At 62.8% G+C, this 25076-nt stretch carries 21 protein-coding genes; 10 read left to right on the top strand and 11 right to left on the bottom strand.

Going from position 1 to position 25076, the window contains the following annotated elements; all coding sequences use genetic code 11:
• Positions 1-235: 235 nt before the first annotated feature.
• Entirely contained in the window at positions 236-3220 is a 2985-nt protein-coding gene (locus K3179_RS08600; protein WP_221564021.1) for a TonB-dependent receptor domain-containing protein, read from the bottom strand.
• Between the two features lie 327 nt (positions 3221-3547).
• On the opposite strand from K3179_RS08600, the gene K3179_RS08605 reads away from it, so the two are divergent.
• Together K3179_RS08605 and K3179_RS08610 are read left to right on the top strand one after the other, a co-directional pair.
• The gene (locus K3179_RS08605; protein ID WP_221565478.1) at positions 3548-4720 is read left to right on the top strand and encodes an acetyl-CoA C-acetyltransferase; all 1173 of its coding nucleotides are present in this window, start codon (positions 3548-3550) and stop codon (positions 4718-4720) included.
• A gap of 59 nt (positions 4721-4779) precedes the next feature.
• A complete protein-coding gene (locus K3179_RS08610) occupies positions 4780-5565 on the top strand; it encodes an SDR family NAD(P)-dependent oxidoreductase (RefSeq protein ID WP_221564023.1) in 786 nt (261 codons plus the stop codon).
• Positions 5566-5569: 4 nt separating this feature from the next.
• Here the strand turns inward: K3179_RS08610 and K3179_RS08615 are convergent, their stop codons facing one another.
• Both K3179_RS08615 and K3179_RS08620 read right to left on the bottom strand, forming a co-directional pair.
• Positions 5570-6616: a copper resistance protein B gene (locus K3179_RS08615; protein ID WP_221564024.1), complete on the bottom strand. Its 1047-nt coding sequence runs from the start codon at positions 6614-6616 to the stop codon at positions 5570-5572.
• Positions 6613-8301: a multicopper oxidase domain-containing protein gene (locus K3179_RS08620; RefSeq protein WP_221564027.1), complete on the bottom strand. Its 1689-nt coding sequence runs from the start codon at positions 8299-8301 to the stop codon at positions 6613-6615. Before K3179_RS08620 ends, K3179_RS08615 begins: the two co-directional genes overlap by 4 nt.
• A gap of 85 nt (positions 8302-8386) precedes the next feature.
• Here K3179_RS08620 and K3179_RS08625 point away from each other — a divergent pair, with 85 nt between their 5' ends.
• From K3179_RS08625 to K3179_RS08635, 3 genes are read left to right on the top strand one after another with little or no spacing between them, the layout of a single operon-like run.
• Entirely contained in the window at positions 8387-8656 is a 270-nt protein-coding gene (locus K3179_RS08625) for a metal-sensitive transcriptional regulator (RefSeq protein ID WP_221564028.1), read from the top strand.
• Entirely contained in the window at positions 8653-9294 is a 642-nt protein-coding gene (locus tag K3179_RS08630; RefSeq protein ID WP_221564030.1) for a DUF2231 domain-containing protein, read from the top strand. Before K3179_RS08625 ends, K3179_RS08630 begins: the two co-directional genes overlap by 4 nt.
• A 21-nt stretch (positions 9295-9315) precedes the next feature.
• Positions 9316-9801 carry a DUF411 domain-containing protein gene (locus K3179_RS08635; protein WP_221564032.1) on the top strand — a complete coding sequence of 162 codons (486 nt, stop codon included), beginning with the start codon at positions 9316-9318 and terminating at the stop codon, positions 9799-9801.
• On the opposite strand, the gene K3179_RS08640 is transcribed toward K3179_RS08635, so the two are convergent.
• Positions 9798-10403 carry a DUF305 domain-containing protein gene (locus K3179_RS08640; RefSeq protein WP_247712915.1) on the bottom strand — a complete coding sequence of 202 codons (606 nt, stop codon included), beginning with the start codon at positions 10401-10403 and terminating at the stop codon, positions 9798-9800. The genes K3179_RS08635 and K3179_RS08640 overlap by 4 nt on opposite strands.
• Before the next feature lie 255 nt (positions 10404-10658).
• Between K3179_RS08640 and K3179_RS08645 the strand changes: the two genes are divergently transcribed.
• From K3179_RS08645 to K3179_RS08655, 3 genes are all read left to right on the top strand, one after another.
• Positions 10659-13712, top strand: a complete 3054-nt coding sequence (locus tag K3179_RS08645; protein WP_221564034.1) for a TonB-dependent receptor domain-containing protein — start codon at positions 10659-10661, stop codon at positions 13710-13712.
• Between the two features lie 139 nt (positions 13713-13851).
• Positions 13852-14724, top strand: a complete 873-nt coding sequence (locus tag K3179_RS08650) for a crotonase/enoyl-CoA hydratase family protein (RefSeq protein ID WP_221564036.1) — start codon at positions 13852-13854, stop codon at positions 14722-14724.
• Between the two features lie 67 nt (positions 14725-14791).
• A complete protein-coding gene (locus K3179_RS08655) occupies positions 14792-15262 on the top strand; it encodes a MarR family winged helix-turn-helix transcriptional regulator (RefSeq protein WP_221564038.1) in 471 nt (156 codons plus the stop codon).
• Positions 15263-15316: 54 nt separating this feature from the next.
• Here K3179_RS08655 and K3179_RS08660 read toward each other — a convergent pair whose 3' ends face one another.
• The 7 genes from K3179_RS08660 to K3179_RS08690 all read right to left on the bottom strand — a co-directional run bounded on the left by K3179_RS08660 (position 15317) and on the right by K3179_RS08690 (position 22885).
• Positions 15317-16318, bottom strand: a complete 1002-nt coding sequence (locus K3179_RS08660) for a type II secretion system F family protein (RefSeq protein WP_247712916.1) — start codon at positions 16316-16318, stop codon at positions 15317-15319.
• Positions 16319-16337: 19 nt separating this feature from the next.
• Entirely contained in the window at positions 16338-17309 is a 972-nt protein-coding gene (locus K3179_RS08665; RefSeq protein ID WP_221564040.1) for a type II secretion system F family protein, read from the bottom strand.
• 86 nt (positions 17310-17395) lie between these two features.
• Positions 17396-18679: a pilus assembly protein CpaE gene (locus K3179_RS08670; protein WP_221564042.1), complete on the bottom strand. Its 1284-nt coding sequence runs from the start codon at positions 18677-18679 to the stop codon at positions 17396-17398.
• A 3-nt stretch (positions 18680-18682) separates the two neighbouring features.
• A complete protein-coding gene (locus K3179_RS08675) occupies positions 18683-19336 on the bottom strand; it encodes a CpaD family pilus assembly protein (protein ID WP_221564044.1) in 654 nt (217 codons plus the stop codon).
• 11 nt (positions 19337-19347) lie between these two features.
• Positions 19348-20922, bottom strand: a complete 1575-nt coding sequence (locus tag K3179_RS08680; RefSeq protein WP_221564046.1) for a type II and III secretion system protein family protein — start codon at positions 20920-20922, stop codon at positions 19348-19350.
• Between the two features lie 39 nt (positions 20923-20961).
• Positions 20962-22080 (bottom strand): Flp pilus assembly protein CpaB, encoded by a 1119-nt coding sequence (gene cpaB, locus K3179_RS08685; RefSeq protein WP_221564048.1) that lies wholly within the window; start codon positions 22078-22080, stop codon positions 20962-20964.
• 91 nt (positions 22081-22171) lie between these two features.
• Positions 22172-22885, bottom strand: a complete 714-nt coding sequence (locus tag K3179_RS08690) for an A24 family peptidase (RefSeq protein WP_221564050.1) — start codon at positions 22883-22885, stop codon at positions 22172-22174.
• A 165-nt stretch (positions 22886-23050) separates the two neighbouring features.
• Here K3179_RS08690 and K3179_RS08695 point away from each other — a divergent pair, with 165 nt between their 5' ends.
• Positions 23051-23953, top strand: coding sequence for an alpha/beta fold hydrolase (locus K3179_RS08695; RefSeq protein ID WP_247712991.1), 903 nt, complete (start codon positions 23051-23053; stop codon positions 23951-23953).
• Positions 23950-25047: an NAD(P)/FAD-dependent oxidoreductase gene (locus tag K3179_RS08700; protein ID WP_221564054.1), complete on the top strand. Its 1098-nt coding sequence runs from the start codon at positions 23950-23952 to the stop codon at positions 25045-25047. Before K3179_RS08695 ends, K3179_RS08700 begins: the two co-directional genes overlap by 4 nt.
• Positions 25048-25076 lie beyond the last annotated feature (29 nt).

Raw genomic sequence — 25076 nt, forward strand, 5'->3', positions numbered from 1 at the left:
AGCCAGCGTGAGGGGGTGTCCTTGCACACTCGTCAAAGCCGCATGGTCATGTTGGCACTATCGAGCCCCTTCCGGTGCAACCGCAGCATCCTCGGTTCTGTCGGGGCAGACCGGTACCGGACGAAGCAGGCGTGAGGTTGCGGCTTGGAACAAGGCAGCACGTTCCCCTTGTCCATGGACAAAAAAAGGGGCGCCGCGAGGCGCCCCTTTCCATTCAGTTGCCTGAAGTTCGAGATTAGAACTTCAGCTTCACACCTGCGTAGTAGCGACGGCCCAGCGGGTCGTAGACGCCGGTTTCAGCGTCCATGCCGGTAACCGAAGCACCCGGGATGCTTGCGGTGTAGATCGGGCTGTTGTCGAGCAGGTTGTTCACACCCACGTAGAGTTCGTAGTTCTCAGCAGCGAAGAAACGGAGCTGCGTGTTGAGGTAGAACTCGGGGTGCAGACGATATTCGTCGTCCGTACCTTCTTCCACGCCGACGAACTGGTCGTCGAGGAACGCTTCGCCGATGTAGACACCGGTCATCGTCCAGCGGAAGTCATCCGTGCCGACCGAAGTGTTGACCGTGAAACGGTCCTTCGATGCGCCGACTTCACCATCGATGTTGTCGATGTCGTCTTCAGTCACGAGCGGCTGAATCTTCTGATCGAAAACATGCGAGTAGATGGTGTTGATGCCGATATCGAGATCGGTTCCGAACATCCGGAAGGTGTCCGCGAACGTCAGTTCGACGTCGATGCCGTCAGCGGTGATACCACCCGAGTTGGACGGGCCGGTGTTCACGAACTGGAGCGAACCTGCGTTGTTCAGGCCCTGTGCCGCAGCACGACGGGTGATGAACTGGCAGAACTCAGGGTTACCCTGAATGTAGCACTGGTTGATGATGTACTGGCGCGGGGTCGAGACGATCGCGTCTTCGATTTCCACGTTGTAGTAGTCAACCTTCAGGCTGAACGCGTCCAGAGCCGGAACGAGAGCGCCCGGATCGAGAACGACGCCGAGAGTCCAGGTCTTACCCTTTTCTTCCGACAGGTTCGGGTTACCACCGGTGAAGCCCGAAACGCCCTGGCGGTCAGGCTGCGAAACGGTGAACACGCCGCCATTGGCTGCGATGTTCGCGTTCACACCGTCGGCTGCACGGCAGTTCTGTGCAAGTGCACTGGTGTCGGTAGCGGTGACGCCTTCACACGGATCGTTGACCGTCGGGAAGGTCTGGTTGAGGCCGTCGAAGAGCTCCGAGATGTTCGGGGCACGGACGGTCTGCGAGTACATACCGCGGAACGTGATTGCCGGGATCGGAGTAATTTCCGCACCCGCGTTCCAGCTGAGCGTGTTGCCGACAGTCGAGTAGTCCGAAACGCGGACTGCACCGCGAACCAGGAACGTGTCGATGAAGCCGTCTTCGATCAGCGGTACCAGAACTTCGGCGTAAGCTTCGCGAACGTCGAATTCACCCGAAGTCGGGGGAAGTGCGTTACCGCCGTTCAGGCCGAGCTGCTGAAGAGCATCCCAGCGGCTGTCCGAAGTTTCCTTACGATACTCGACGCCGACCACGGTCGAAACCGGGTTGATGCCCGAGATCGTGAACAGTTCGGCACCAAGGTTGGCACCAACCTGCAGCTGGGTGATGTCGGCATTGAACGACGAAGGAGCGGCCAGGTAAGCCACAGCTTCAGGCGACAGCGAGTTCAGGCCGAACCAGTCAGCCGGCACACAGCCGTCCGAAACCGCATCGGGGTTCGCACACTGGAAGCCGCCGGCGCCATCGGGAATGATCTTCGCAGCTTCGCGAAGGTTCGGGATGTTGATCTGACCGTCGCCGAGCTGTGCGATCTGCGTCGAACCGTAGTTCGCGAAGATTTCATAGTTCACGGTGTCGGTCACATCGCCGCGTGCACCACCGACGACGCGGAACGTCTGGCGGGTTGCCGAGCTGCGACGCGGACCGAAGTCGGTCAGGCGCTTTGCGAAGTAGATATCGCGCAGGCCGTCGCCATCCGTGTCCGAAGCGTCGTCGTAGATGCCATCGGGAACGAAGGGGTTGCGGATGATGTCGCCGGTGGTCGGGTCAAGCGTTTCGATCGGGTACTGGCCCGATGCGAAAACCGGAGACGCCGTATCGAACGGGAAGGGTTCGATGTTGGAGTTGGCCGACGTGCTGGTGAACTGGACTTCGCCGAACAGTTCGAGCGACGACGAAACGTCGTAGGTTGCGGAACCGGCAACGACGAAACGCTCGATCGGAACAGCCAGGTAACGGAAAGCGCTACGGTTGAAGCCGTCGGGGCCGATCGACTGACCTGCTACCGAGCACGATGCCGGGGCAGTGCCGCCGTTGGTGCTGAAGCAGTTGCGAAGATCGCCTGCGCCGTTGTTGCCATAGGTCCAGGTGAAGTTGTCGGTCGAGTAACGGCCCTGGGGCGGGAAGCTCGAGAAGAAGGGTGCGACGCGGTCCGAGTATGCACCACCGAAGAAGATGTCGGAGATGCTGTCGAGAGCAGCGCTGCCCTGTTCGGTTTTGGTGTCGCCCTTAAAGACGGCGCCTTCGTTCGAGTAACCGCCGTAAAGGACTGCGTTACCGCGGCCGTCGGCAAAGTTGCCGCCGATCGTTGCGTTGACGGTGTAGTTGTCGCCAGCGCCGGTTTCGTTGATGCCGACCTGGCCTTCGAGTTCTGCACCTTCGAAGTCGTCCTTGAGGACGAAGTTCACGACGCCTGCAACAGCGTCCGAACCGTAAATTGCGGACGCGCCGCCCGAGGTCAGGACTTCGACGCGCTCGACAAGAGCGGTCGGGATCATGTTAAGGTCGACTGCGGACGTGCCGTCAACACCCGAAACGACGCGGCGGCCGTTGATCAGGGTCAGCGTACGCGCGGTACCGAGGTTGCGAAGATCGATCGTCGCAATACCCGAAGCCGAGGTGCTGAACGACGAGTTCGTACGCGAGATCGCGGGCGAACCGAAGACCGGGTTCTGCAGGAGAGCTTCCTGGACGTTGATGAAACCCTGCGATTCGATCAGTTCGTCACCGATGGTGATAACCGGCGCGGTGGTCTCGACCGCGGTCTGAATCCTCGAACCCGTGACGATGATGGCCGGTACTTCGTCTTCGACGGTAGTAGCGGTGTTGTCATCGCTATTCTGGGCAAGTGCAGGCTGCGCAAAAAGCGCGACACCGAGCGCCAGAGGCGCCGTTGCCAGCTTAAGCTTGCTTTGCATTCTCATAATGCTTCAATCCTTATTTCTTGCTCTCACCGGAAGAGACCCGGTGAGAAACCCCTCTAATTTATACCGCGGCAGACGCCGGGGAGGCGCCTGGATTTGCGGATGCCGCATGTGCTCAAATGTGTCTTCAAATTGCAAAATGTTTATCTCGAACCGGCGCGTTCGCGAATGGTGTGTGGCGAAATGGACACAACCTGAAAATGGCGGAAATGCGACAATTTCTGGCCGGAGGGGGGATTGACGGGCCACCCTTTCCCGATTGACCTTTACGTCAACGGAACGTAGCCAGTAGCAAACAGCAACTCGAATCCGGAGATGACTATGCCCGCCGCCTATATCGTTGAAGCCGTTCGCACTGCAGGCGGGAGGCGCGGGGGCCGGCTTGCCGGTGTCCACCCCGTCGATCTGGCTGCAAAGTCGCTCGATGCCGTGATGGAACGCTCGGGCCTCGAGGCCAAGGCGATCGACGATGTCGTCATGGGCTGCGTGAGCCAGGGCGGCGAACAGGCGATGCAGGTCGGGCGCAACGCCGTGCTTGCATCCAAGCACCTCGGCGAAGGCGTGCCCGCCGTCACCATCGACCGCCAGTGCGGGTCTTCGCAGCAGGCGATCCAGTTCGCCGCGCAGGCCGTGATGAGCGGGACGCAGGACGTGGTCATCGCGAGCGGCGTCGAAAGCATGACCCGCGTGCCGATGGGTTCGACCGCGATGTTCCACATGAAGGAGGGCCTCGGTAACTACAAATCGCCGGGTCTCGAAGAGAAATATCCGGGCATCCAGTGGTCGCAGTTCATGGGTGCGGAAATGATCGTGAAGAAGCACGGCTTCACCAAGGACGATCTCGACCGCTTCGCCCTGTCGAGCCACGAAAAGGCAATCGAAGCCACGCGTTCGGGCGCTTTCGAGGCCGAGATCGTGCCGGTCGAAATCGAGACACCCGAAGGCACGGAAATGCACACGGTGGACGAGGGCATCCGCTTCGACGCCACGCTCGAAAGCATCCAGTCGGTCAAGCTGCTCAGCCCCGAAGGCACCATTACCGCTGCCTCCAGCAGCCAGATCTGCGACGGCTCCAGCGCAGTGCTGGTGGTCAGCGAAAAGGCACTTAAGGAATACGGCCTTACCCCGCTGGCGCGCATCCACAACCTGACCGTGACGGCAGGCGATCCGGTGATCATGCTGGAAGAGCCGCTGTTCGCCACCGACCGCGCTCTGGAACGGGCGGGCATGAAGATCTCCGACATCGACCTGTTCGAAGTGAACGAAGCCTTCGCGCCCGTGCCGCTGGCATGGCTCAAGCACACCGGTGCCGACCCGGAAAAACTCAACGTCAACGGCGGGGCTATTGCACTTGGCCACCCGCTCGGTGCATCGGGGACCAAGCTGATGGCCACACTGGTCCATGCGCTAAAGGCGCGCGGCAAGAAATACGGCCTGCAGACGATGTGCGAAGGCGGCGGCGTCGCCAACGTCACTATCGTTGAATCGCTGTAAGCGCATTCGCGCTTATCGGCGTCGAGGCGCTTTAATTATCTGAATTGAGAGGATTTTTCATGGAAGTTTCAGCAAATACCCCCGCAGTCGTGACCGGCGGTGCATCAGGCCTCGGAGAAGCCACCGCGCGTGCGCTCGCCGCCAAGGGTGCCAAGGTCGCCATCTTCGACATGAACGAAGAAAAGGGTGAAGCGGTCGCCAAGGACATCGGCGGCGTGTTCTGCAAGGTCAATGTGACCAGCGACGAAGACGTCGACGCTGGCTTCGCCAAGGCGCGCGAGGCCCACGGCCAGGAACGCATCCTCGTGAACTGCGCCGGTATCGGCAACGCCATCAAGACCGCCAGCCGCGACAAGCAGACCGGCGAGATCAAGCACTTCCCGATCTCGGCCTTCGATTTCGTGATCCAGGTGAACCTGATCGGCACCTTCCGCTGCATCGCCAAGTCGGCCGCCGGCATGATGACCCTCGACCCGCTGACGGACGAGGGCGATCGCGGCGCGATCGTCAACACCGCATCAGTTGCTGCCGAAGACGGCCAGATGGGCCAGGCTGCCTACTCGGCCTCGAAGGGCGGCGTGGTCGGCATGACGCTTCCCATCGCGCGCGACCTGATGCGCGAAGGCATCCGCGTGAACACCATCCTGCCGGGTATCTTCAACACTCCGCTGATGAATGCCGCCCCGCCGCAGGTGAAGGAAGCGCTGGCTGCCAGCGTCCCGTTCCCCAAGCGCCTCGGCAATCCGGAAGAATACGCCAAGCTCGCCATGTGCATGATCGAGACCGGCTATTTCAACGGCGAAGACGTCCGACTCGACGGCGCGATCCGCATGGCACCACGCTAAGCGGTCAGAACCAGGCCCTCAGGCCGACCAACAGTTTGAGGCCGTCGGGGTCCTCCCCGGCGGCCTTTACTATGTCGGCCGTTTCGCCCAGCTTGGCTTCGTATTCGACGCCGACATAGGGCGCGAATTCGGGCGTGAATTCGTAACGCAGGCGCAGGCCCGGCTCGACCTTGGTAAGGCCTGCGCCGATCTCGCGCTCAGGGATGTCCTGTGCGGACAGTTCCAGTTCCACGCGCGGCTGCAGGATCAGGCGCTGCGTAATCTTTTGGTCGTATTCGCCCTCGATGCGCGCCGTCAGGTCGCCCTGGTCGGAAAGGAATAATGCGCCGTCGACATGGAACATGTAGGGCGCGAGACCCTGAATGCCGATCACGGCGTGGGCGCGGCTGTCGGGCTCGATATCGTATCGAACACCCGCCTGAAGGTCGAAAAACGGCCCGATCGCACGGCTGTAGAGCGCCTGGATTTCTGCATCCTCCAGTTCTGCCCCGAACTCGCCTTCACCCTCGGTCTTGAAAACGAAGCGGTTGAGATCGCCGCCGTACCAGCCCTGCGCATCCCAGACATAGCCGGTGTCGCCGCCATCTGTTGGTACGCGGGCCTCGAGCCGTTCCAGCATGATCATGCCGGTCTTCATACCACCATTTTCGTGGGCCAGTTGCGTGCGGCTGGGCGCCATGGCGCTCTCGCCCCAGATGAGGTCGGCCGCATGACGCGGGCCTTCCAATGCGCGGGGCGGGACGGCACTTTCGGGAGCGGCGCCGGGGGCGGACTTGTCGGTCATCGCGCCATGGGCGGAATGGTCGACCGATGGCTGGCTCATCGCCGAATGATCCATGGTCGAATGGTCCATCTTGGAATGGTCCATCGCCGAGTGATCCATATCGGCGGCCGGTTCTGTTCCGCTCTTCGGTGGGCACTTTTCCGGCGGCAGGTGCCCCATCGCGCAGTGATCGGGCTCTTGCGGTGCAGGCTGAGAATGACCCGAATGATCCTGCGCGGCGAGTGGCGCGGAAAGCAGCGCGAGGGGGAGGGCGAGGCTACGCATCATGCTTCTCCCGGTGTGGGGAAGGGACGCACCGTCACCACCTGCATCATGCCTGCATGCATGTGGTAGAGGAGGTGGCAGTGGAAGGCCCAGTCGCCCGGCTCGTTTGCGGTCAGGTCGAAAGTGGCAGTCCCGCCCGGCTGGACCACGACAGTGTGCTTCAGCGGCTGGTGCATGTGATCGGCCCCGTTCACGAGCTCGAAGAAATGGCCGTGCAAATGGATCGGGTGGGCCATCATCGTGTCGTTGACGAGCTTGACGCGCACCCGCTCGTCGAAACCGAAACGGATCGGGTCGTCGGTGACGGAAGTGAATTTCTTGCCGTCGAAGCTCCACATATAGCGTTCCATGTTCCCGGTGAGATGGATCTGCATCTCGCGGTCGACGGTCCGGTGCGGGTTCATCCGCTTGGCCTTGAGGTCGGTGTAGCGCAGCACGCGGTGCTTCACCGTGTCGAGGCCGAGCCCGGGGAAGTCCATCCGGTCCATCGGCATGGGCGCGATCATGTCGACGCCGGGGCCGACCTTCACATCGTCCGGCACCGCGTCCTTGTCGCGCATGGAGTGATCCATCGAACCGCCGCCGCCATGAGCGGAATGGTCCATCATGCCCATGTCCATCATCGACAGCGTCACCGGCTCCCGCAGCGCGGGCGGGGTGGCGATATGTCCCTTGTGCGAGGTGAGGCTGGCAACGCCCATGCCGCTGCGGTCCATCGCCTCTGCAACGACTGCATGGCTGCCGGCTGGCGGCGTAACGATCACGTCGTAGGTTTCCGCGACACCGATCTGGAATTCATCCACCTCGACATCGGCGACGTCCTGCCCGTCGGCCTGGATTACGGTCATCGGCACGCCGGGAATGCGGACGTTGAAGAAGGTCATGGCCGACCCGTTGATGACGCGCAGGCGCACACGCTCTCCCGGCTGGAATTCCAGCTGGAGATCGTCGGCCGGACCGTGCCCGTTGATGAGATAGGTGTAGGTCGTGCCGGTCACGTCGGAAATGTCGCGTGGGTTCATCCGCATTTCGCCCCACATGCGGCGCATTTCCCCGGACATGTCGCCGTCGGTGGCGGTCTGCATCTGGCGGTTGAAATAGTGTTCGCCGACCTTGAGCTTGCGCATGATCTCGTGCGGGTGAATCGGCGTGAACTCGCTCAGCAGGACGACGTAATCGCGGTCGTAGCGCGGATCGGGTTCGGCGCTCTCGACGACGATCGGTCCGTAGTGCCCCGCCTGCTCCTGCAGGCCCGAATGACTGTGCCACCAATAGGTGCCGCTCTGCCGGATCGGGAATTCATAAGTGAAGGTTTCGCCCGGCTTGATACCGGGAAAGCTGACGCCCGGAACTCCGTCGAACTGGAACGGGACGAGGAGGCCGTGCCAGTGGATCGAGCTGTCTTCTTCCAGGTGATTGGTGACGTGGAGCTTGACGTTCTGCCCTTCGCGCAGGCGCACCAATGGCCCGGGAACGGTCCCGTTGACGGCAACCGCGTGGCCGGACCGGCCGCCGGTCATGAAGTGATGATTGCCGATGGCGAGGCGGATATCCTCGCCCGATACTTCTCCGAAACCGCGCTTCGCATGGGTCAGCGAACCTCCCTTGGCCCAGGCGGGCATCGAGAGCGAAGTGGCCGCGGCGAGGCCTGCTGTGCTGGTGATGAAACGGCGGCGATCGAACTGCATAGCGTAGGAGATTGTCCGGCTCTGTTGATCCAGTGGTGACCTGCACATATATACCCCCGCAGGGTATTTCAACGGGATCGGAATTATGGCCGACAGTTCGACCGCGAAAATCAATCGACTCAACCGGATTGCGGGTCAGGTGCGCGGCGTTGCACAGATGATCGAGGACGATCGCTACTGCATCGATATTCTCACCCAGATCCAGGCGATCAAGTCCGCGCTGGCCAAGGTCGAAACGCAGGTGCTCAAGGATCACGCCGCCTGCTGCGTGGCCGAAGCGATATCGAGCGGAGACGCCGAAGACCAGCGCCAGAAATTCGAGGAACTGGTCGAGTTGCTGCAGAACCGCAAATGATGGCACTCCATCGTCTGCTACCCGTCCTTTTGGTGTTGGCTGCTGCGTGCAGCATGCTGTCGGTGTCTGCCATCGCGCATGGCCCTAAGGGACACGAGGGCCGTGCAATTGCCGAAGCGCAGGAGCAGAACGCAGTCGAAGACGCCGGGCTATCGGATGTAAATAGCCCCGCCTTGGGCGAGGTCGGCGCGGACACTGGCGCCAAGCCCTCCCGCCCAACTATCACTCTGGGTGAACCGACCGGCGCATTCTTTCGCGCGTTGCACCCTGCTTCCGTTCATTTCCCGATCGCTTTCTTCCTTCTCGCCGGAGCGCTCGAATTCACATCGATCGGGAAGCGCGCGTCTGCCATGCGCGATACCGTAAACGTGCTAATAAAGGCGGGAGCGATTGGAGCTATCGTCGCGACAGTCCTCGGATGGATACACACGGGCCTGTGGTTCGGCGGTGATACCATGATGCAGTGGCATCGCTGGACCGGTACTGCGCTTGCGATAGCCGGGATCCTGGCGGTATTCCTTGCCGGACGGTCGACGCGCGGAGCGCTGCGCCTTTTGCTCGCGGCCATGTGCGTAGCTTTTGTCATTCAGGGTTTTTGGGGCGGCGAACTTGCCCACGGGGCGAACCATCTTGCCTAGATTTGATACGGAGAAAGTTCGATGAAAATTACCACCATATCTCGTTCGCCCCTTCGCATTGCACTGGGGCTCGCGCTTGTCGGCTGTGCCGGTGCGGTGCAGGCGACTGACATCGCAATGTACCGCGATCCGAATTGCGGATGTTGCCTCTCGTGGCTCAAGCACGCGCATGAGCATTTCTCCGCAGATGGCGATGCGGTGGCTGCCAAAACCATCGAGAGCGAGAATATCGCCGCGATCAAGTCGGCCAATGGCGTGCCTGCCGATCTGGTGTCCTGCCACACCGCCATTGTCGACGGCATGGTGATCGAAGGTCATGTTCCGGCCGCGGATATCGAGCGTCTGCTCGAAGAACGCCCGGATGGGATCACGGGCCTTGCTGTTGCCGGCATGCCGCTCGGTTCGCCCGGTATGGAAATGGGCGAACGGCGGCAGGCCTACCAGGTCATAGCTTTTGGCCCGGACAAGCGGGTCGTCTGGTCGAGCTATCCGGCCAGCGGCAGCTAGCGCGCGACTTCGACTTCCTCGCGGATTTCGGGCGTGATCTCGCGCTCGACCACTTTTTCGGCTTCGTCCAGCAGCTCCGGCGTCAGCTTTGCTGTGCGCGGGGGCAGGGGAGTGCCATCACCCATTTCCCCGTTCGCTTCGATATCGGCGAGCAGGAGCTTCATCTCCGCGATTTCCTTCACCTGTGCCTCGATGATTGCGTCGGCCAGGTCGCGCACACGCGGATCGCTTATCTCGGCGCGGCGGCTGGTGAGAACGGCGATGGAGTGGTGCGGGATCATCGCTTTCATCCAGGCCTCGTCCTCCACCGTCGCCTGGCTGCGCGCGAGGAACAGGAAGAGGAAGAAGCCCGCGATTGCGCCGATCATCACCAGCACCTTGGTCATGACGGTCTTGTACATGCCCCACATGAAACCGAGCATGATGACGATCATCGCCATGCCCATCATCAATGCCATCCACATCCGGGTCTGGCTGAAGAAGGCGTGATCCGCCTCGTAGATGTTGGAATATTTCAGCACGAACATCGTCACGATCGAAGTCGCGATCATGGCGAAGAAGGTGGCCCATTTGCCGCCGTGGCTGGAATCGTCCTGGTTCATGGTTTCCCCGTTGTCTGACTAACCTGTCTGAACCCAAAGCGTTTCGCGGGGACGGACGGTTCCGGTCCGGCCACAATCCGAAACCGACTCACTTTTCGGTTACTTGGAATATGAGTGTGGCGATGCTCAATCCAAGAAATTGTCAAGTCCAATTGCAAGTCGCCAGAATTCGGTAGGGGCCTGCGCCGATTTTCGTTGCCGAAGAAATTCCCCGGGGCAAGCATTCCCAAGGGTTGCTTTAGCAGGGGGGGAGTTATGGCCCAGAAATTCTCTAAAATCCGTTCTTTAGTTACTTCTACTGCCGTTTTTGCCCTGATGCAGGGCACGGCTTATGCGCAATCAGAGCCCGCTCCTGCTCCGGTTGAAGAAAGCGACGATTCCAACCAGATCGTGGTAACCGGGACACAAATCCGCGGCGCCCAGATCAACGACGTCCTGCCGGTGACCGTGCTGGACGAAAAAGCTATCGAGAACACCGGCGCCGCGTCGGGCGACGAACTCTTCCGATCCATCCCGCAGGCAGGCACCGTCGCGTTCAACGAACAGAACGCCACCACCCAGAACAGTGCGCGCGGCGACGTCGGGTCGATCAACCTGCGCGATCTCGGCACAGGCAACACGCTCCTGCTTATCAACGGGCGGCGCATGACGCTGCACCCGGGTTTCCAGACCGAACTGCTCGTTCCCGTGGTGAGCGCCGATACCAACGAAATCGCTCCCGGTAGCGTGCGTCGCCTCGAAGTCCTGCGCGACGGTGCATCGGCCATCTACGGCGCAGACGCCGTGGCCGGCGTGATCAACACCGTCCTGCGTGGCAATCGTACCGGAGGCTTCCTCGAAGCGGACTGGCGCGCATCGCAGCGCACCAGCCTTTACAATTACTCGATCAGCGGCGGTTACGGCTTCGACTTCGGCGGTGGCCGCGGCAACCTGACCGTCTACGGCGGCTATTTCAAAGAAAATGGCATGCCTGCGTCCGAACGCGATTACGCGGGTGAGGACAACCGGCTCCCGCTGGTCGAGGGCACGGACTTCGAAGGCGATGCATCGTTCAACAACCGCAACACCTTCGGCCCGTTCGGCCAGTTCGACATCCAGGCCCCGTCCAGCCGCACACCGATCGGGGATGACGACTTCTACCTCCAGCCGTCCACTTTCCCGGGCTGCCGCCTCGATTTCGGTAACGGTATCTGCGCACGCAACGGCACCACGCCGACCAGCGCGGTCCGCTACAACACCAATTTCGGTAACAATCTCATCAGCGCCAAGAAGCGCTACAACGCGATGGCCCTGCTCAGCTACGAGCTGTCGAGCAATGTGGAAGCCTATTTCGAAGGCAGCTACTACCGCTCCGAAAACCGCCGCAATATCGAGGCTTCGGCGATCCTGAGCGCGGTGCCGGTCGGCATTGCGCGCGATGCCTACTGGAACCCCTTCGGCCCGACGACGCTGGCCGACGGTTCGCCAAATCCCAATCGCCTGCCGGGCACGACCATTGCAGCGGGCGGTGCCGATCTCATCATGGAACGCTATCGTTTCGTCGATGTGGGCAACCGCGACGTGAGCGTCGACAAGGACACCTACCGCCTCGTTGCTGGCCTGCGCGGTTCGTTCGGCGCGTGGGATTTCGACACCGGTGTCCTGTATTCCGAGGCCGATCTGGTCGACCTTGCCCGCAATCGCGTGTCGCTCACGCTCATGCAGCAGCAGATCAACCTGACGACGCCCGACGCCTACAACCCCTTCAACGGCGGCTGTCTCGACGATCCGGGCGAGGGCGATTGCACGCCCAATCCCGCTTCGTCGATCGACCCGTTCCGCATCGACGTCTTCCGCAAGGGCGGCACCAGCCTGGCGCTGGCGGATTTCAAGCTGAGCCGCGATGACCTGTTCACTCTGCCGGGCGGTGATGTCGGCGTGGCGACCGGGATCGAGTTCCGACGCGAGACTTTCTACGACGACCGCGATCCGCGTCTAGATGGCACGATTACCTTCACCGACAGCGTGACGGGCGATTTCAACGGCAGCGATGTCGCGGGCACCAGCCCGTCTCCCGATACTGACGGCACGCGCGATGTCTATTCGGCATTTGCCGAAGTCTTTGTCCCGCTGGTCGCGCCCGACATGAATATCCCGCTGGTGGAGGAGTTGAACCTCCAGCTTGCTGGCCGTATCGAGCATTTCGCCGATATCGATGCGACGGCAATCGTGCCGCGCGTTGCCGCGTCCTGGACCACCTTCCCGGGCGTCACCTTGCGCGGTGCATGGTCGCAGGGCTTCCGTGCGCCGAACCTCGTGCAGGTCAACGATGAAGGAACCACGCGTTCGAACACGCGTGACGACTTCGTGGTCTGCCAGGCCCGCGTGGAAAAAGGCACGCTGGAAAACCTCGGCGCCTGCCCGGGTGCAGGCACGATCAGCTTCCGTTCGGGCGCTCGCGATCTCGAACCCGAAGACAGCACCAGCATCAACCTCGGCGTGGTTCTGGAGCCGGTCTTCATCCCGGGCCTGACGCTGACGGCGGACTATTGGCGCGTGAAGCAGGAAGGGCTGGTCGGCACCTTCGGCGATGACAATGCCATCGCTCTCGACCTGCTGCGCCGTCTCAATGGCAGCACAAACCCGAACGTGATCCGCGAAGATCCGACGGCGGACGACATCGCCCTGTTCACAGGCACGAGCCTCGCCCCGGCAGGTGCGATCATCCAGGTGCTCGACCCATACCTCAACCTCGACAGCCGCGTATCAAAGGGCTGGGACTTCGGGATGTTCTACGACGTGCCGAACTTCGGCCTCGGCGACTTCCGCCTGCGCTTCAATGCCGCTCGTCTCGAAAGCTTCGTCCAGTCCGCCGGTCCGCAAGGGCAGGAACTGCTCGATGCTATCGAGAGCGGCCTGCTTCCGCCGGACGTTAGCGTCGATGGCTTGGGCGAATTGCTCGAGATCGAAGGGCGCCCGAAATGGCGTTTCAGCAGCGCCATCAACTGGGAAAGCGGACCGGTCGATGTCGGCCTTTTCGGGTCGTACGTCGGCGAGGTGTGGGACACGAGCGTCACCCGCGACGAATTGATCGAAACCGACGATCCAAACGGGAATTTCTACCGGGTCGACGACTTCTTCACGGTCAATTTCTCGATCGCCTACACGATCAACAACGACACCGCGCTCGACGGAACGCGGTTGCGCTTTGCGATCAACAACCTGTTCGGTGAAGATCCACCGCTGGCGGACGAGACCTATGGCTACTTCAGCGAACTGCACTCCGCACGCGGCAGGCAGTTCCATGTGGAGCTGCGCAAGTCGTTCTGATCCGGGCGTAGGAAACACCCGCAAATTCGCGAGGCGCGTCCGCTGGGCGCGCCTCGTTTGCTTTGGCGAGGGGCTTTCCCACTTGCCACGACGCTGCTCCCCGTGTTCCATCACGTTCGAGAGACACGAGGGAAAACGAATGACCGACTACACGCAGATCAAGCTCGACATCGCAGATGGCGTCGCCACCGTCACGCTGCACCGGCCCGAGAAGATGAACGCTTTCACCCGCACCATGATGGCGGAGTTCATCGATGCGCTGGATAAGACCGACGCCGACGACAGCGTGCGCGCGGTGATCGTGACCGGGCACGGCGACCGGGCATTCTGTGCGGGGGCGGACCTGACGCCGGAGGGCGGGGGCCACGTCTTCTCCGATCCAAACCCGGTCGAAGACCTTTCGGACGAGCGTGTCCGTGACGGCGGCGGACGGTTGACCTTGCGCCTGTTCAATTCCAAGAAGCCGCTCATCGGTGCCTGCAACGGCGTAGCCGTGGGCGTGGGCGCCACCATGCAGCTGCCCTTCGATATCCGGCTGGCGAGCGACAATGCACGCTTCGGTTTTGTGTTCGCGCGGCGCGGGATCACGCCCGAAGCTGCCTCCAGCTGGTTCCTCCCACGTCTCGTCGGCATGCAGACCGCGCTCGAATGGTGCATGACAGGCCGCGTCTTCGATGCACAGGAAGCGCTCGATCGCGGGCTGGTGCGCTCGCTCCACCCCCAGGACGAACTGATGGACGCCGCGATGGGGCTTGCGCGCGAGATCGCGGACAATACCTCGGCCGTGTCGGTCGCCATGACCCGCGCGATGCTGTGGCGCCTCTCCACCACCGACCATCCGATGATGGCCCACCGGATCGACAGCCGCGCGATCTACCGCCTCAGCCGCAGCGCGGACGCGAAAGAAGGCATTGCCAGCTTCCTCGAGAAGCGGCCGCCCGCCTATCCCGACACGGTGGGCGAGAACATGCCCGACTTCTATCCGTGGTGGGACGAACCAGGTTTCGAATAGTTGCAGATGAGATAGTCACACGCGCAACGGCCTTGCCATGGCGGGCGGGGGCATTACAGCTACCGTCATGCCCACCCGCCAGCCCGCCCAGCGTCTCGCCGATTTCCTGCCGTACCAGCTTTCGGTCGCATCCAATGCGGTTTCGACCCGGATCGCGGAACAGTATCGCAAGCGCTTCGCGCTCAAGACGACCGAATGGCGCATCATGGCTGTCCTCGGCGATAGCGGCCCGCTGACGCAGCGCGAACTTTCGCAGCAGACGCTGATGGACAAGGTGCCGGTCAACCGCGCGTGCAAGACGCTTGAAACCCGCGGGCTGGCAGAGCGCACGCCCAATGCCAAGGACGGCCGTTCGCACCTGCTGGCGCTGACCGCTGAAGGAAAGGCGGTCCACGCGGGCATCATGCCGCTGGCTCTCAAGATCGAGAAGGAAATGTTCTCGGTCCTGAGTGAAGACGAACGCGTGGCGCTGCGCGATATGCTTTCGCGCGTGCGCGACAATGCCGGGGACTTCGACGCAGAAAGCCTGGCCGACTAAACAGTCGACCAGGCTTTCCTATAGCGACCCGTTTTTTCGGGTTTTGTTAAAGGCCTACTTTCCGACCCCGCCGCTGAAGGCGTCCGCGATCGAACAGGCTGCCGGTCCGAGGATGACCACGAACAGCACGGGCAGGATGAACATGATGAGCGGAACGGTCATGATGGCCGGAAGACGCGCGGCCTTTTCTTCGGCGCGCATCATGCGCTCGTTACGGAATTCAGCCGACAGGACGCGCAGTGCGCTGGCCAGGGGCGTACCGTAGCGTTCGGTCTGGATCATCGTGGTCACCACGCCCTGAACCGCTTCGAGGTTCACGCGATAGGCGAGATGCTGGAACGCGGTCTTGCGTTCGTTGAGGAACGACAGCTCGATCGCGGTCAGGGCGAATTCGTCACCCAGTTCCGGATAGGCGCGGCCAAGTTCCTTGGCGACGCGGTTGAACGCCGCGTCGACGGTCAGGCCGGCTTCGGCGCAGATGACCAGCAGGTCGAGCGCGTCGGGAAGGCCCTTGCGGATCGCGTCGGTACGCTTGGCCGCCTTGTTCGACAGGAAAAGTTCCGGTCCCTTGTAGCCGGCGAAAACCGCTGCAGCGAGGGCCGCGACACGCTTGAACTGCCAGTCGGGCTGGACCTCGACCACGTAAAGCAGGGTGAAGGCAATACCGCCGAGGATGATCGGCAGGATCATGCGCAGGCCGATAAGGACGACCGCGATTTCCTTGTTGCGATAGCCGGCCCAGGCCAGCTTCTGCTGCATGTCCTCGACCTGGCTCTGCTGCAGCACCTTCATGCTGCCCAGGGTGTCCTTCACCTTGTCGGCCGTGTCGTTCTTGCGAACGAGGCTCTGGCGCTTCTTCGCGCTTGTGGTGACAAGGCCGTGCTTCAGCTCTTCGCGCCGACCTTCGAGCGCTTTGACGCGCTTGGCCATCGGGTCCTTGATCGTGACGGCCGAATAGATCGCCACGAACACGGCCAGTGCCGCGATCCCGGCAAGGATCGAGCCGACGAGGATGACGTCGAAGCCGAGGAGGGTAGGGCCGCTTGCGGGTTCCATGATATCGCTTCCTCGTGCCTTAGATTTCGAAACTGACCATCTTGGCCATGATGAAGGCCCCGATGCTCATCCAGACCAGGCCGCCAAGGCCAGCCACGGTGAGACGATCATCGGTGAAGAACGCGCCGATGTAGGACGGGTTGATCCACCAGATCAGGCCGAAGACGATGAAGGGCAGGGCGCCGACGATGTAGGCCGAAGCCTTCGATTCCGAGCTCATCGCCTTGATCTTGAGCTTCATCTGGGCACGCTTGCGCAGCACGTCCGAAAGGTTGGACAGCGTCTCTGCCAGGTTACCACCGGTTTCGCGCTGGATGGCGAGCGTGATGCAGAAGAAGTTGAATTCCGGGATGCCGAGGCGGTCGGCGGTCTGCTGGAGGGAATCCTCCATCGTGCGGCCGATCTTGATACGCTCGACGATGCCCTTGAACTCCACGCCGACCGGGCCGGGAACTTCCTGCGCCACGACGGCGAGGGTCTCGGTAACCGGAAGACCGGAGCGAAGGCCGCGAACGAGCAGTTCGATCGCATCAGGGAATTTCACGTTGAACTGATTGGTGCGCTTCTTGATCGCGCGGCTGACCACGAAGTGCGGGATACCTGCGCCGACGAACACGCCGATGCCGACCGCAAGCCCGAACGAGCCCGACTTGAGGAAGATCGCGAGTGCAGCGACGAGGCCGAGGCCGAGCGATGCATATCCGTACTGGCTGAGCGTCCAGCCCTTGCCGGTCCGGTCGAGGCGGATGGCGAGCGCTTCGATGCGCGAACCCGATCCGGCCTGCCTGAACTGCTTGGGCTTGCGGGCAGCGATCGCCTTCTTGAGCTGCGATTCGACCTTGGCGTCGGTGCTTTCCGAGTGACGGTACCGCAGTTGCTGCAGGCGACGCTGGCTCTGCTTGCCTGCGTCGGGACCGGCAAATGCCACGTATCCGAGCACGAGCAGCGCGAGGATCCCGCCGGCAACCAGCATGAGCTGGACAATGTTCATCGTGTCTCTCCGTCCCGTACCGTAAACTTACCGTGAGGAGCGGATGACCCGGCCCGCATTGAGCCGGATCACTCCGTCATCCCCGTTCAGGCCTCTTCGACCTGGCCCTTGTCCTTCTTGGCGAGCAGCGACTTGATGTCGAAGCTGCCGAGGAGGGATTTCTTGCCGCCGGAAACGTGTGCCGCTTCCTCGCTTTCCTCGTCGCCGAGACCGATGATGCGGGTCGACAATTGCTTGATCGCAGCAGTCGACTTGCTCGAAGCATTCGCGTCCACAAAGGTCTTGCCGAGCTTCGCAGCATTGGTAGCGGCCTTCTGGTCGTAAGGGATCGAGATATCGATCGCGCGCTCGATCGACGCTTCGAAATCGGCCTTGCTGATTTCTGCAGCGCCGGGCTGGACCTTGTTGGCCACGATCACCGGGGTGGCGTGCGCGGCATTGGTCTTGAGCCAGGACAGGAGGCGGATCGTGTCCCGGGCCGAAGCCAGCGTCATTTCCGTCACCAGCGTCACGACGTTCACGTCGTTCAGCAGGTGCGGGAAGTTGATCAGCATGTTGCGCGGCAAGTCCACCAGCGTCATCTCGAAGGCGTGGCGGAACTCTTCCTGCAGCTGCAGGAAGGCCGAGCCATCGGTCATCAGCGGCGAATTGATCGGCGCTTCTGCCGACAGGATGGCCAGATTGTCGTTCGCGCGGATCATGGCGCGTTCGATGAACAGGCCGTCGATGCGGCTGGGGTTGTCGATTGCATCGGTCAGGCCGCGACCCGGTTCGAGGTCGAGCGTGAGCGCGCCGGTACCGAAGTGCACGTCGAGGTCGAGCAGTGCGGTCGGCATGTGCTTTTCCGCATACATCCAGGCCAGCGAGGTCGCGATCGTCGAGGCACCGACACCGCCACGGGTGCCGACCACGGCGGTCGAGATGTGACGCTGGGCCTGTTCGCCTTCACCGCCGCGCGGGGCCATGAAGACCGCCTGTGCAGCGTTGAGGGAATCGCGCAGGACCGCTGCCGACAGCGGCTTCAGCAGGTAATCGTGGATGCCGCTGGCGAGCAGGTCGCGATAGAGGCGCACATCGTTCACCTGGCCGACCGCGATCACCACCGTCCCGGGCTCGCAAACCTCGGCAAGGGCGTTGATGTCGTTCAGCGGGTCGCCGCTTTCCGACAGGTCGACCATGAGGATATTCGGGCTGGCCGATACCGACAGGGACTGGATCGCGTTGCGCAGACCGCCCTTGTTACACTTCTCGGGTTGCCAGCCGAGTTCGATCACGACCGGACGCAGGACATCCAGCGCCGTTTCATCGCACATGAATGCGGCGAACGGATCGCGGTTGCCCGGCATGCTGGATTTCAAGGAAGCGCTCATGGTTTAGGACCCTCCTTCGGTCGTGCTGATCGTCGCCAGGCCGTCCACACCGGTCGGCTCTGCGTCACGATAGGCCCTGATGGCCTTGGTCGAGGTGGTAACGACGGTCTCACCAGTGCCTTGCTGGCCCTGGATCAGGTCTTCCGGATTGGCGACCATTCCGGCGAGATTGCCGTAAACGGCGCAACCGTAATTCGGATTGGTGGCGTTCTTTTCGTTTGCTTCGGCCGTGTGCGACCAGTCCGGGCACTGCGGCATCGAGGCAGTCGAGCGCGTGATAACGATGCGGGCCTGGCCCGGTTCGGCATAGCCAGCGGTGACCGGAGTGCCTTCGGCGAGCAGGATGCCATAGCGGCCTGCCAGTTCGGCAACGTCTTCGCGCACGGCGGCAGAAGCGGTGCTGTCTTCGATGGCAACGCGGTCGCCGTAGCGAAGGTCCATGCTCTCGAACCAGCCGGCAAGACGCTGCTGTTCGGAGATGGGCAGGCCATCGGCATTCGTGGCAACGTCGAGTGTATAGTTCGAGCGTTCCACGACCGGCTGCTTGACGCTGTAGAGCGTGCGGTTGTCCATGTTCATGCCGCCACAGGCGCCCAGTGTCAGGGCGAGCGAGGCTGCGAGCGAAGCGGTGAGCTTGCGATTGATTGCTTTAGGCATGTCTCGTCCCCTTATTCGAAGCTGAAGCCGGGCTTGGCAGCGGCGGTCTTCTCGTCGCGACGCGCCTCGGAAGGCATGGCGACCTGTTCACTTGCATTCGATCCCTCGTAGGAAATCTGCGGTGCCGCATCGGCAGCGCCGCGGACGGTCGGGACCGGGCGACCCTGGCCGCCGCTCACGCCGTCGGCTTCGCGGTAGCGCAGCAGGCGGTCGAATTCGGTCGGCTTCTGGAAGCCGTCGGTCGGCAGGCGGATGTCGCTCGCATTGACCGGCTTCACCAGGTACGGGGTGATCACGATGACCAGCTCGGTTTCGCCGCGACGATAGTCGGTCGAGCGGAACAGGTTGCCCAGGATCGGGATGTCACCGAGGCCCGGAGCCTTTTCGATCTGGTTCGATGCGTTGTTCGACAGCAGGCCGGCGATCATGAAGCTCTGGCCGGAGCCGAGTTCCACGGTCGTTTCCGCACGGCGCGTGATAAGCGCGGGAACGCGGAAGCCTTCGAATTCGATCGCGCCCTGTGCCGAAAGTTCCGAGACTTCCGGACGTACGCGGATCGAAATCCGGCCGTTCGAGAGGACCGTCGGAGTGTAGGCAAGGCTCACACCGTAGTTCTTGTATTCGATGGTCGTGGTGCCGAGGCCCTGGTTGAGCGGGATCGGGAATTCGCCGCCAGCAAGGAATTCGGCGGTTTCGCCCGAAAGCGCGGTCAGGTTCGGCTGCGACAGCGTGGTCACGAGGCCCTGCGTTTCCGCAAGGTCCAGCGCGCCGCCGATGTCGAGGCCGAGCAGCTTGCCGGCAAAGCCGAGCGTGCTGCCGAGGTCGGCGCCGAGGATCGAGGTTGCCGGAACTTCGACCGACTCACCGGTCGAAGGATCGGTGAATACGTCCACCGTGTTGGCGTTCATGCCGAGCGTCGTGCCGGGCGAGAACAGCTTTGCTGCACGACCCTGGCCGATGCCGAACTTGAAACCGCTGGTGCTGTCGAGCGACTGGAGGTTCACGCCAAGAGCGCGAACGACCGAGCGGCTGACTTCGGCGATGCGGACCTGCAGGTTGACCTGCAGCGGCGTCGCCATGCGCAGGCGGCTGATGACGTTCGTTTCCTCACCGACGAATGCTTCGACGAGAGCCTGGGCCTCGGCGGCATCTTCGGGTGCGGCAACCGTGCCGGTCAGCAGGACGACGTTGCTACCCATGGTCGCGACATTGATCTTGGCTTCCGGCATGGCGAGAGCGAGCATCTGGTCGATGCTGCCGATGTTCGAGCCGACGCGGACATTGGCCGACCAGATGATATCGCCGCGAGCGTTGCTGGCGTAGACCGTGGTCTCGCCGCCCGAACGTCCGAACAGGTACAGCTGGCGCTGCGACTTGACCTGGACATCGGCAACATTCTCGTTGGCAATGAACACATCGGTCATCGCGCCGGGCACGTTGATGAGCTCACCGCGACCGATCGAGAGGACGATGTCCTGGCTCGGGCTTACGACCGACTGGGCCGTGGCCGTGGTCGTCGGAGCGGCAGCCAGCGGCGCGAGGGCCAGTCCGGCAAGCAGCAGTTTGGTGGAAAGACGACGTTTCATGGAATTGCCCCCTGAATGGCTTCCTGAGCTCTTGAATTCTTAGCGAAGGGTGCTGAGCGCGACCGGGGCGGTTTCCCCGACGCGGCCTGCACCGTTACCGACTGCGGCGTTCATGCCGTGCACTGCACTGCCCATGGAAAGCGGAACCGCTTCCGTGGCCTTGCCGCGGGTGACGCGAACCATCGGACCACGGCTCACCGGAGCCGCTGTCGTGGTGGTGGCACCGGACGTGTGCGAGAAAGTGCGACCGTCGTCGTTCGACTGCGGTGCTGCTCCGCCGCGCGGCGGCATCGAGCTGCGCTGGAAGCGCGAGACGTCGCCGCCGGTGACATAGGTGCCGCGGCTGTCGTCGGGGCGACCCATTGCGGCGCGAAGGATGCGCTCTTCCTCTTCGGGTGTCGCATCGTCGGGGATGCTGACGTCGCCCGAGGCGAGGGCACGTTCCAGTTCGCCTTCGCTGTCGGCGATAGCGCGCAGAGCCAGGCTCAGCGTGCCGATCGTCTGGGCGACGGCGACCTTTTCGGCGATCTTCGGGGTCACTTCCATGGTGACCGTGCGGAAGGCCTTGACCTGCGTTACGCCGTCCACGGTTTCCTGCGTGGTCGACTGGTCGGTCGCCAGCACGCGAAGGTTACGAAGGATGGTTTCCGACGTTTTCAGCGCCTGGCCGTTCGTGCCCTGGACCGTCTGGGTCAGGACCATGTCGACGCGGTCGCCCGGGAAGACGAAGCCGGCAACGCCGCTCTTCGCATCGACGGGCACCGTGATGGCGCGCATACCGGGGGTGAGGGCCGCTGCAAGGAAGCCGCGGTCGCCCGGGCTCACCAGCGAACCCTGGGTCACCGGTTCACCGGCAGTCACGGGATGGCGTACAACCGTACCGATCAGCTTGGTAATGTCGGCCTCGCCGTCCAGGAAGTAGGCATCCTGAACCAGCTCTTCCGGCCACAGCTGATAGCCGATGGCATCTGCAGTGATGATCGTACCGGTCGGCAGCGCACGCTGCGCAACCAGGACCTTGGGCCCTGCAGCTTCGACTTGCGATGCCGCGTTGGCCTGCGGAGCGGATGCTCCTGCGAACATGCTGCGGGCAACGAGTGCCGTACCGATCGCAACGACCAGTGCACCAACCAGCAGAACCAGCTTCTTCCTATCCATGGCTTTTAAGCCCCCTCATATGGCCCGCGTGATCTTTGTGCGGACAGCTATGGTTTCCGTGTCTAGACCCCGATTGGTTAAAATCGGGTTGTCAGCCGATCCCGGCTTCAGAAATTTGTGTGACGAACCCGCCGCCGACGACCCACAGCCCTGCGACGGCAATGGCGAGCCCGTATGGAATGCGTGGTTGCTGGTCGTGTCGGCGGATGATCCTGATCGATGCCAGCGTGACGAACGCGAGAATCGCCACCGGCACCAGGGCGACCAGAACGGAGGTCGCGCCGTTGGCTGCCAGCGGCTCGATGATTGCGGAAGGAATGGCCAGCTTCGGTCCGCCCATGACGGCGCTCGCGAAGTTGGCCGAGACCAGGGTGAAGGCGCCCAGCAGTACGGTATCGCGAACCGGCTTGCCGCCGACCACGCGCGAATGGGCAACGCCCCACATGCCCATGGCAAGCGTCAGGACCCAGCCGGCCATCGCCATGATGATGACGAGGACGACGAAATTGGTGGGCGGGAACCACAGCGCCAGTGCGGTAAGCAGTTTAACATCGCCGCCGCCCATCTGCCGCAGCGCGAAGAACAGGCAGCACACCGCGAAGGTCGCGGCAGCCAGTCCGAACTGCAAGGCAACGCCCGGCCACAGGTCGAGGCTCGTAGCCCACCAGAACAGCGGAGCGCCGGCGGCGATCGCGATGTTCAACTGGTTGCCGATGGTCCGGCTGCGCAGGTCGGTAAACGCCGCCCACAGCAGGCCGATTGCCAATCCGGCAAGCAGAACGTAGGTGAAAATCTGGTCGTGCATGACGTCCCCGAACGTAAGTATCGAGGGCCAGTGCTACCCAAACATGCTTACCAAATAGTAACCATGCCCTTTGCGCAGAACCGGGAGGCACCCATCAGCCACGCCGACTTGCAGACAGACACCGCCATCGACCGGCGCGCCATTCCGGCCAGCGCCACCGAAAGCATGTGGGAGGCGTCGGACGGCCACAAGCTACGCCGAATCGACTGGCCGGGAGCGGCAGGGGCGGCGCGCGGATCGATCCTGTTCCTCCCCGGTCGCGGCGATTTCTACGAGAAATACCTCGAGACGCTGGACGGGTGGCATCGCGGCGGCTGGCGCGTCACCGCCGCCGACTGGCGCGGGCAGGCGGGATCGGGCCGGCTGGGCGATGATGCAATCACGGGTCACGTGGCGGATTTTTCAGACTGGGTGGCAGATCTCGAACATTTCTGGTCGGATTGGGTGCGATCCACGCCCGGCCCTCATGTGCTGGCGGCGCATTCCATGGGCGGGCACATCGTCATGCGCGCGCTGGTCGACGGGGTGATATCGCCCGATGCGGTCGTGCTGTCCGCGCCCATGCTCGGCATGAGCGGTCCCCCTTTGCCGCTACCCATGCTGCACGGCGTTGCGAAATTGATGACGCGAATCGGTGCCCCAACGCGCCCGGCATGGAAATGGAGCGAAAAGCCGGGCGAGGTGCCTGCAAGGCGGCGCGACCTGCTCACCCATGACGACGATCGGTACGAAGACGAATTGTGGTGGCGCGAACATCGCCCCGAACTGGTGATGGGCCCGGGAAGCTGGGGCTGGGTGGAACGCGCCTATGCCTCTACCCGCGTCATCGAGGCGCCCGGCGCAATGGAGAAGGTCCAGGTGCCGGTGTTCATCTTCTCGACCGCGAACGATAAGCTGGTCAGCCACAAGGCCGCGGTGCGGGCAGCCCAGCGCCTGCCACGCGGCGAGGTCCTGGTGTTCGGTGACGAGGCGCGGCACGAAATCCTGCGCGAAGTGGACGCTGTGCGTGACAAGGCCTTGGCCGGCATTGCGGAATTCCTCGACCGGGTAGTACCGGCGAAGCAGTGACCGTCTTCGATTTCGCCATTGTCGGAGCCGGCATCGCCGGTGCGAGCCTCGCGGCAGAACTTGCCGAGGCAGGCGCCAGCGTGCTCGTCCTGGAAGCGGAAGACCGGCCGGGCTATCATTCGACCGGGCGTTCGGCGGCCTTCTGGGAGGAATGTTACGGCGGACCGGAGATCGTGCCCCTTACGCTCGCATCGGGAGAGTATCTGCGGGACAACGGTTTTCTCTCGCCGCGCGGTGCGCTCTACATCGGGCGGGGCGAAGACAGGATGGCTCTCGATGCCTTCATGACGCGCTTCCGGGATACCGGGGCGACCATCGAAAGGATCGGCGCGGATGACCTGGCGGGGAAGATCTCCGGGATCAGGCCGCAGTGGTCGGACGCGATCTGGGAGCCGGCCTGCGCGGATATCGACGTTGCGGCGCTCCATGCGCACTACCTGACGCGGGCAAAGGCTGGCGGGGTGCAACTCGAATGCCGGTCGCAGCTGGCCGGTGCTACCCGCGATAAGGGCAGCTGGACGCTCGAGACGGAACGTGGCAGCAGCTTTGCCGCATCGGTCCTCGTCAATTCGGCAGGTGCATGGGCCGACGAGGTGGCGACGCTGGCAGGGGCCAGGCCGCTCGGCATCCAGCCGTTCAGGCGCACGGTGATCCAGCTGCGCACCGATCCCGCGCCTGCACCGGACCAGCCGCTGGTGCTGGATATCTCCGGCAAGTTCTACTTCAAGCCGGAAAGCGGGCGGGTCTGGCTCAGCCCTCATGACGAAGAACCCAGTGCCGCTTGCGATGCCGCGCCGGAAGAGCTGGCGGTGGCGGAGGCGATCGACCGGTTTCAGGGCGTGGTCGACTGGGAGATCCAGGCGGTGGAGCGCAAATGGGCGGGCCTGCGCAGCTTCGCGCCCGATCGCGCGCCGGTTTATGGCTACGACCCGGAGATCGAAGGCTTCGCATGGTTTGCAGGGCAGGGAGGCTTCGGCATCCAGACTTCGCCTGCGGCAGCACGGCTGGCCTCGCAGCTGCTGTTGGGGAGGCCGCGGGACGAGATGACAGAAGCGATCGACGCCTCGATCTACGCTCCGGACCGCTTCCCCTAGCCACGAGTGCATCATTTGTTAGGGTAGGG

Origin of the sequence: Qipengyuania intermedia, assembly GCF_019711615.1 — a bacterium.
GTDB classification, from domain to species: Bacteria; Pseudomonadota; Alphaproteobacteria; order Sphingomonadales; family Sphingomonadaceae; genus Qipengyuania; species Qipengyuania intermedia.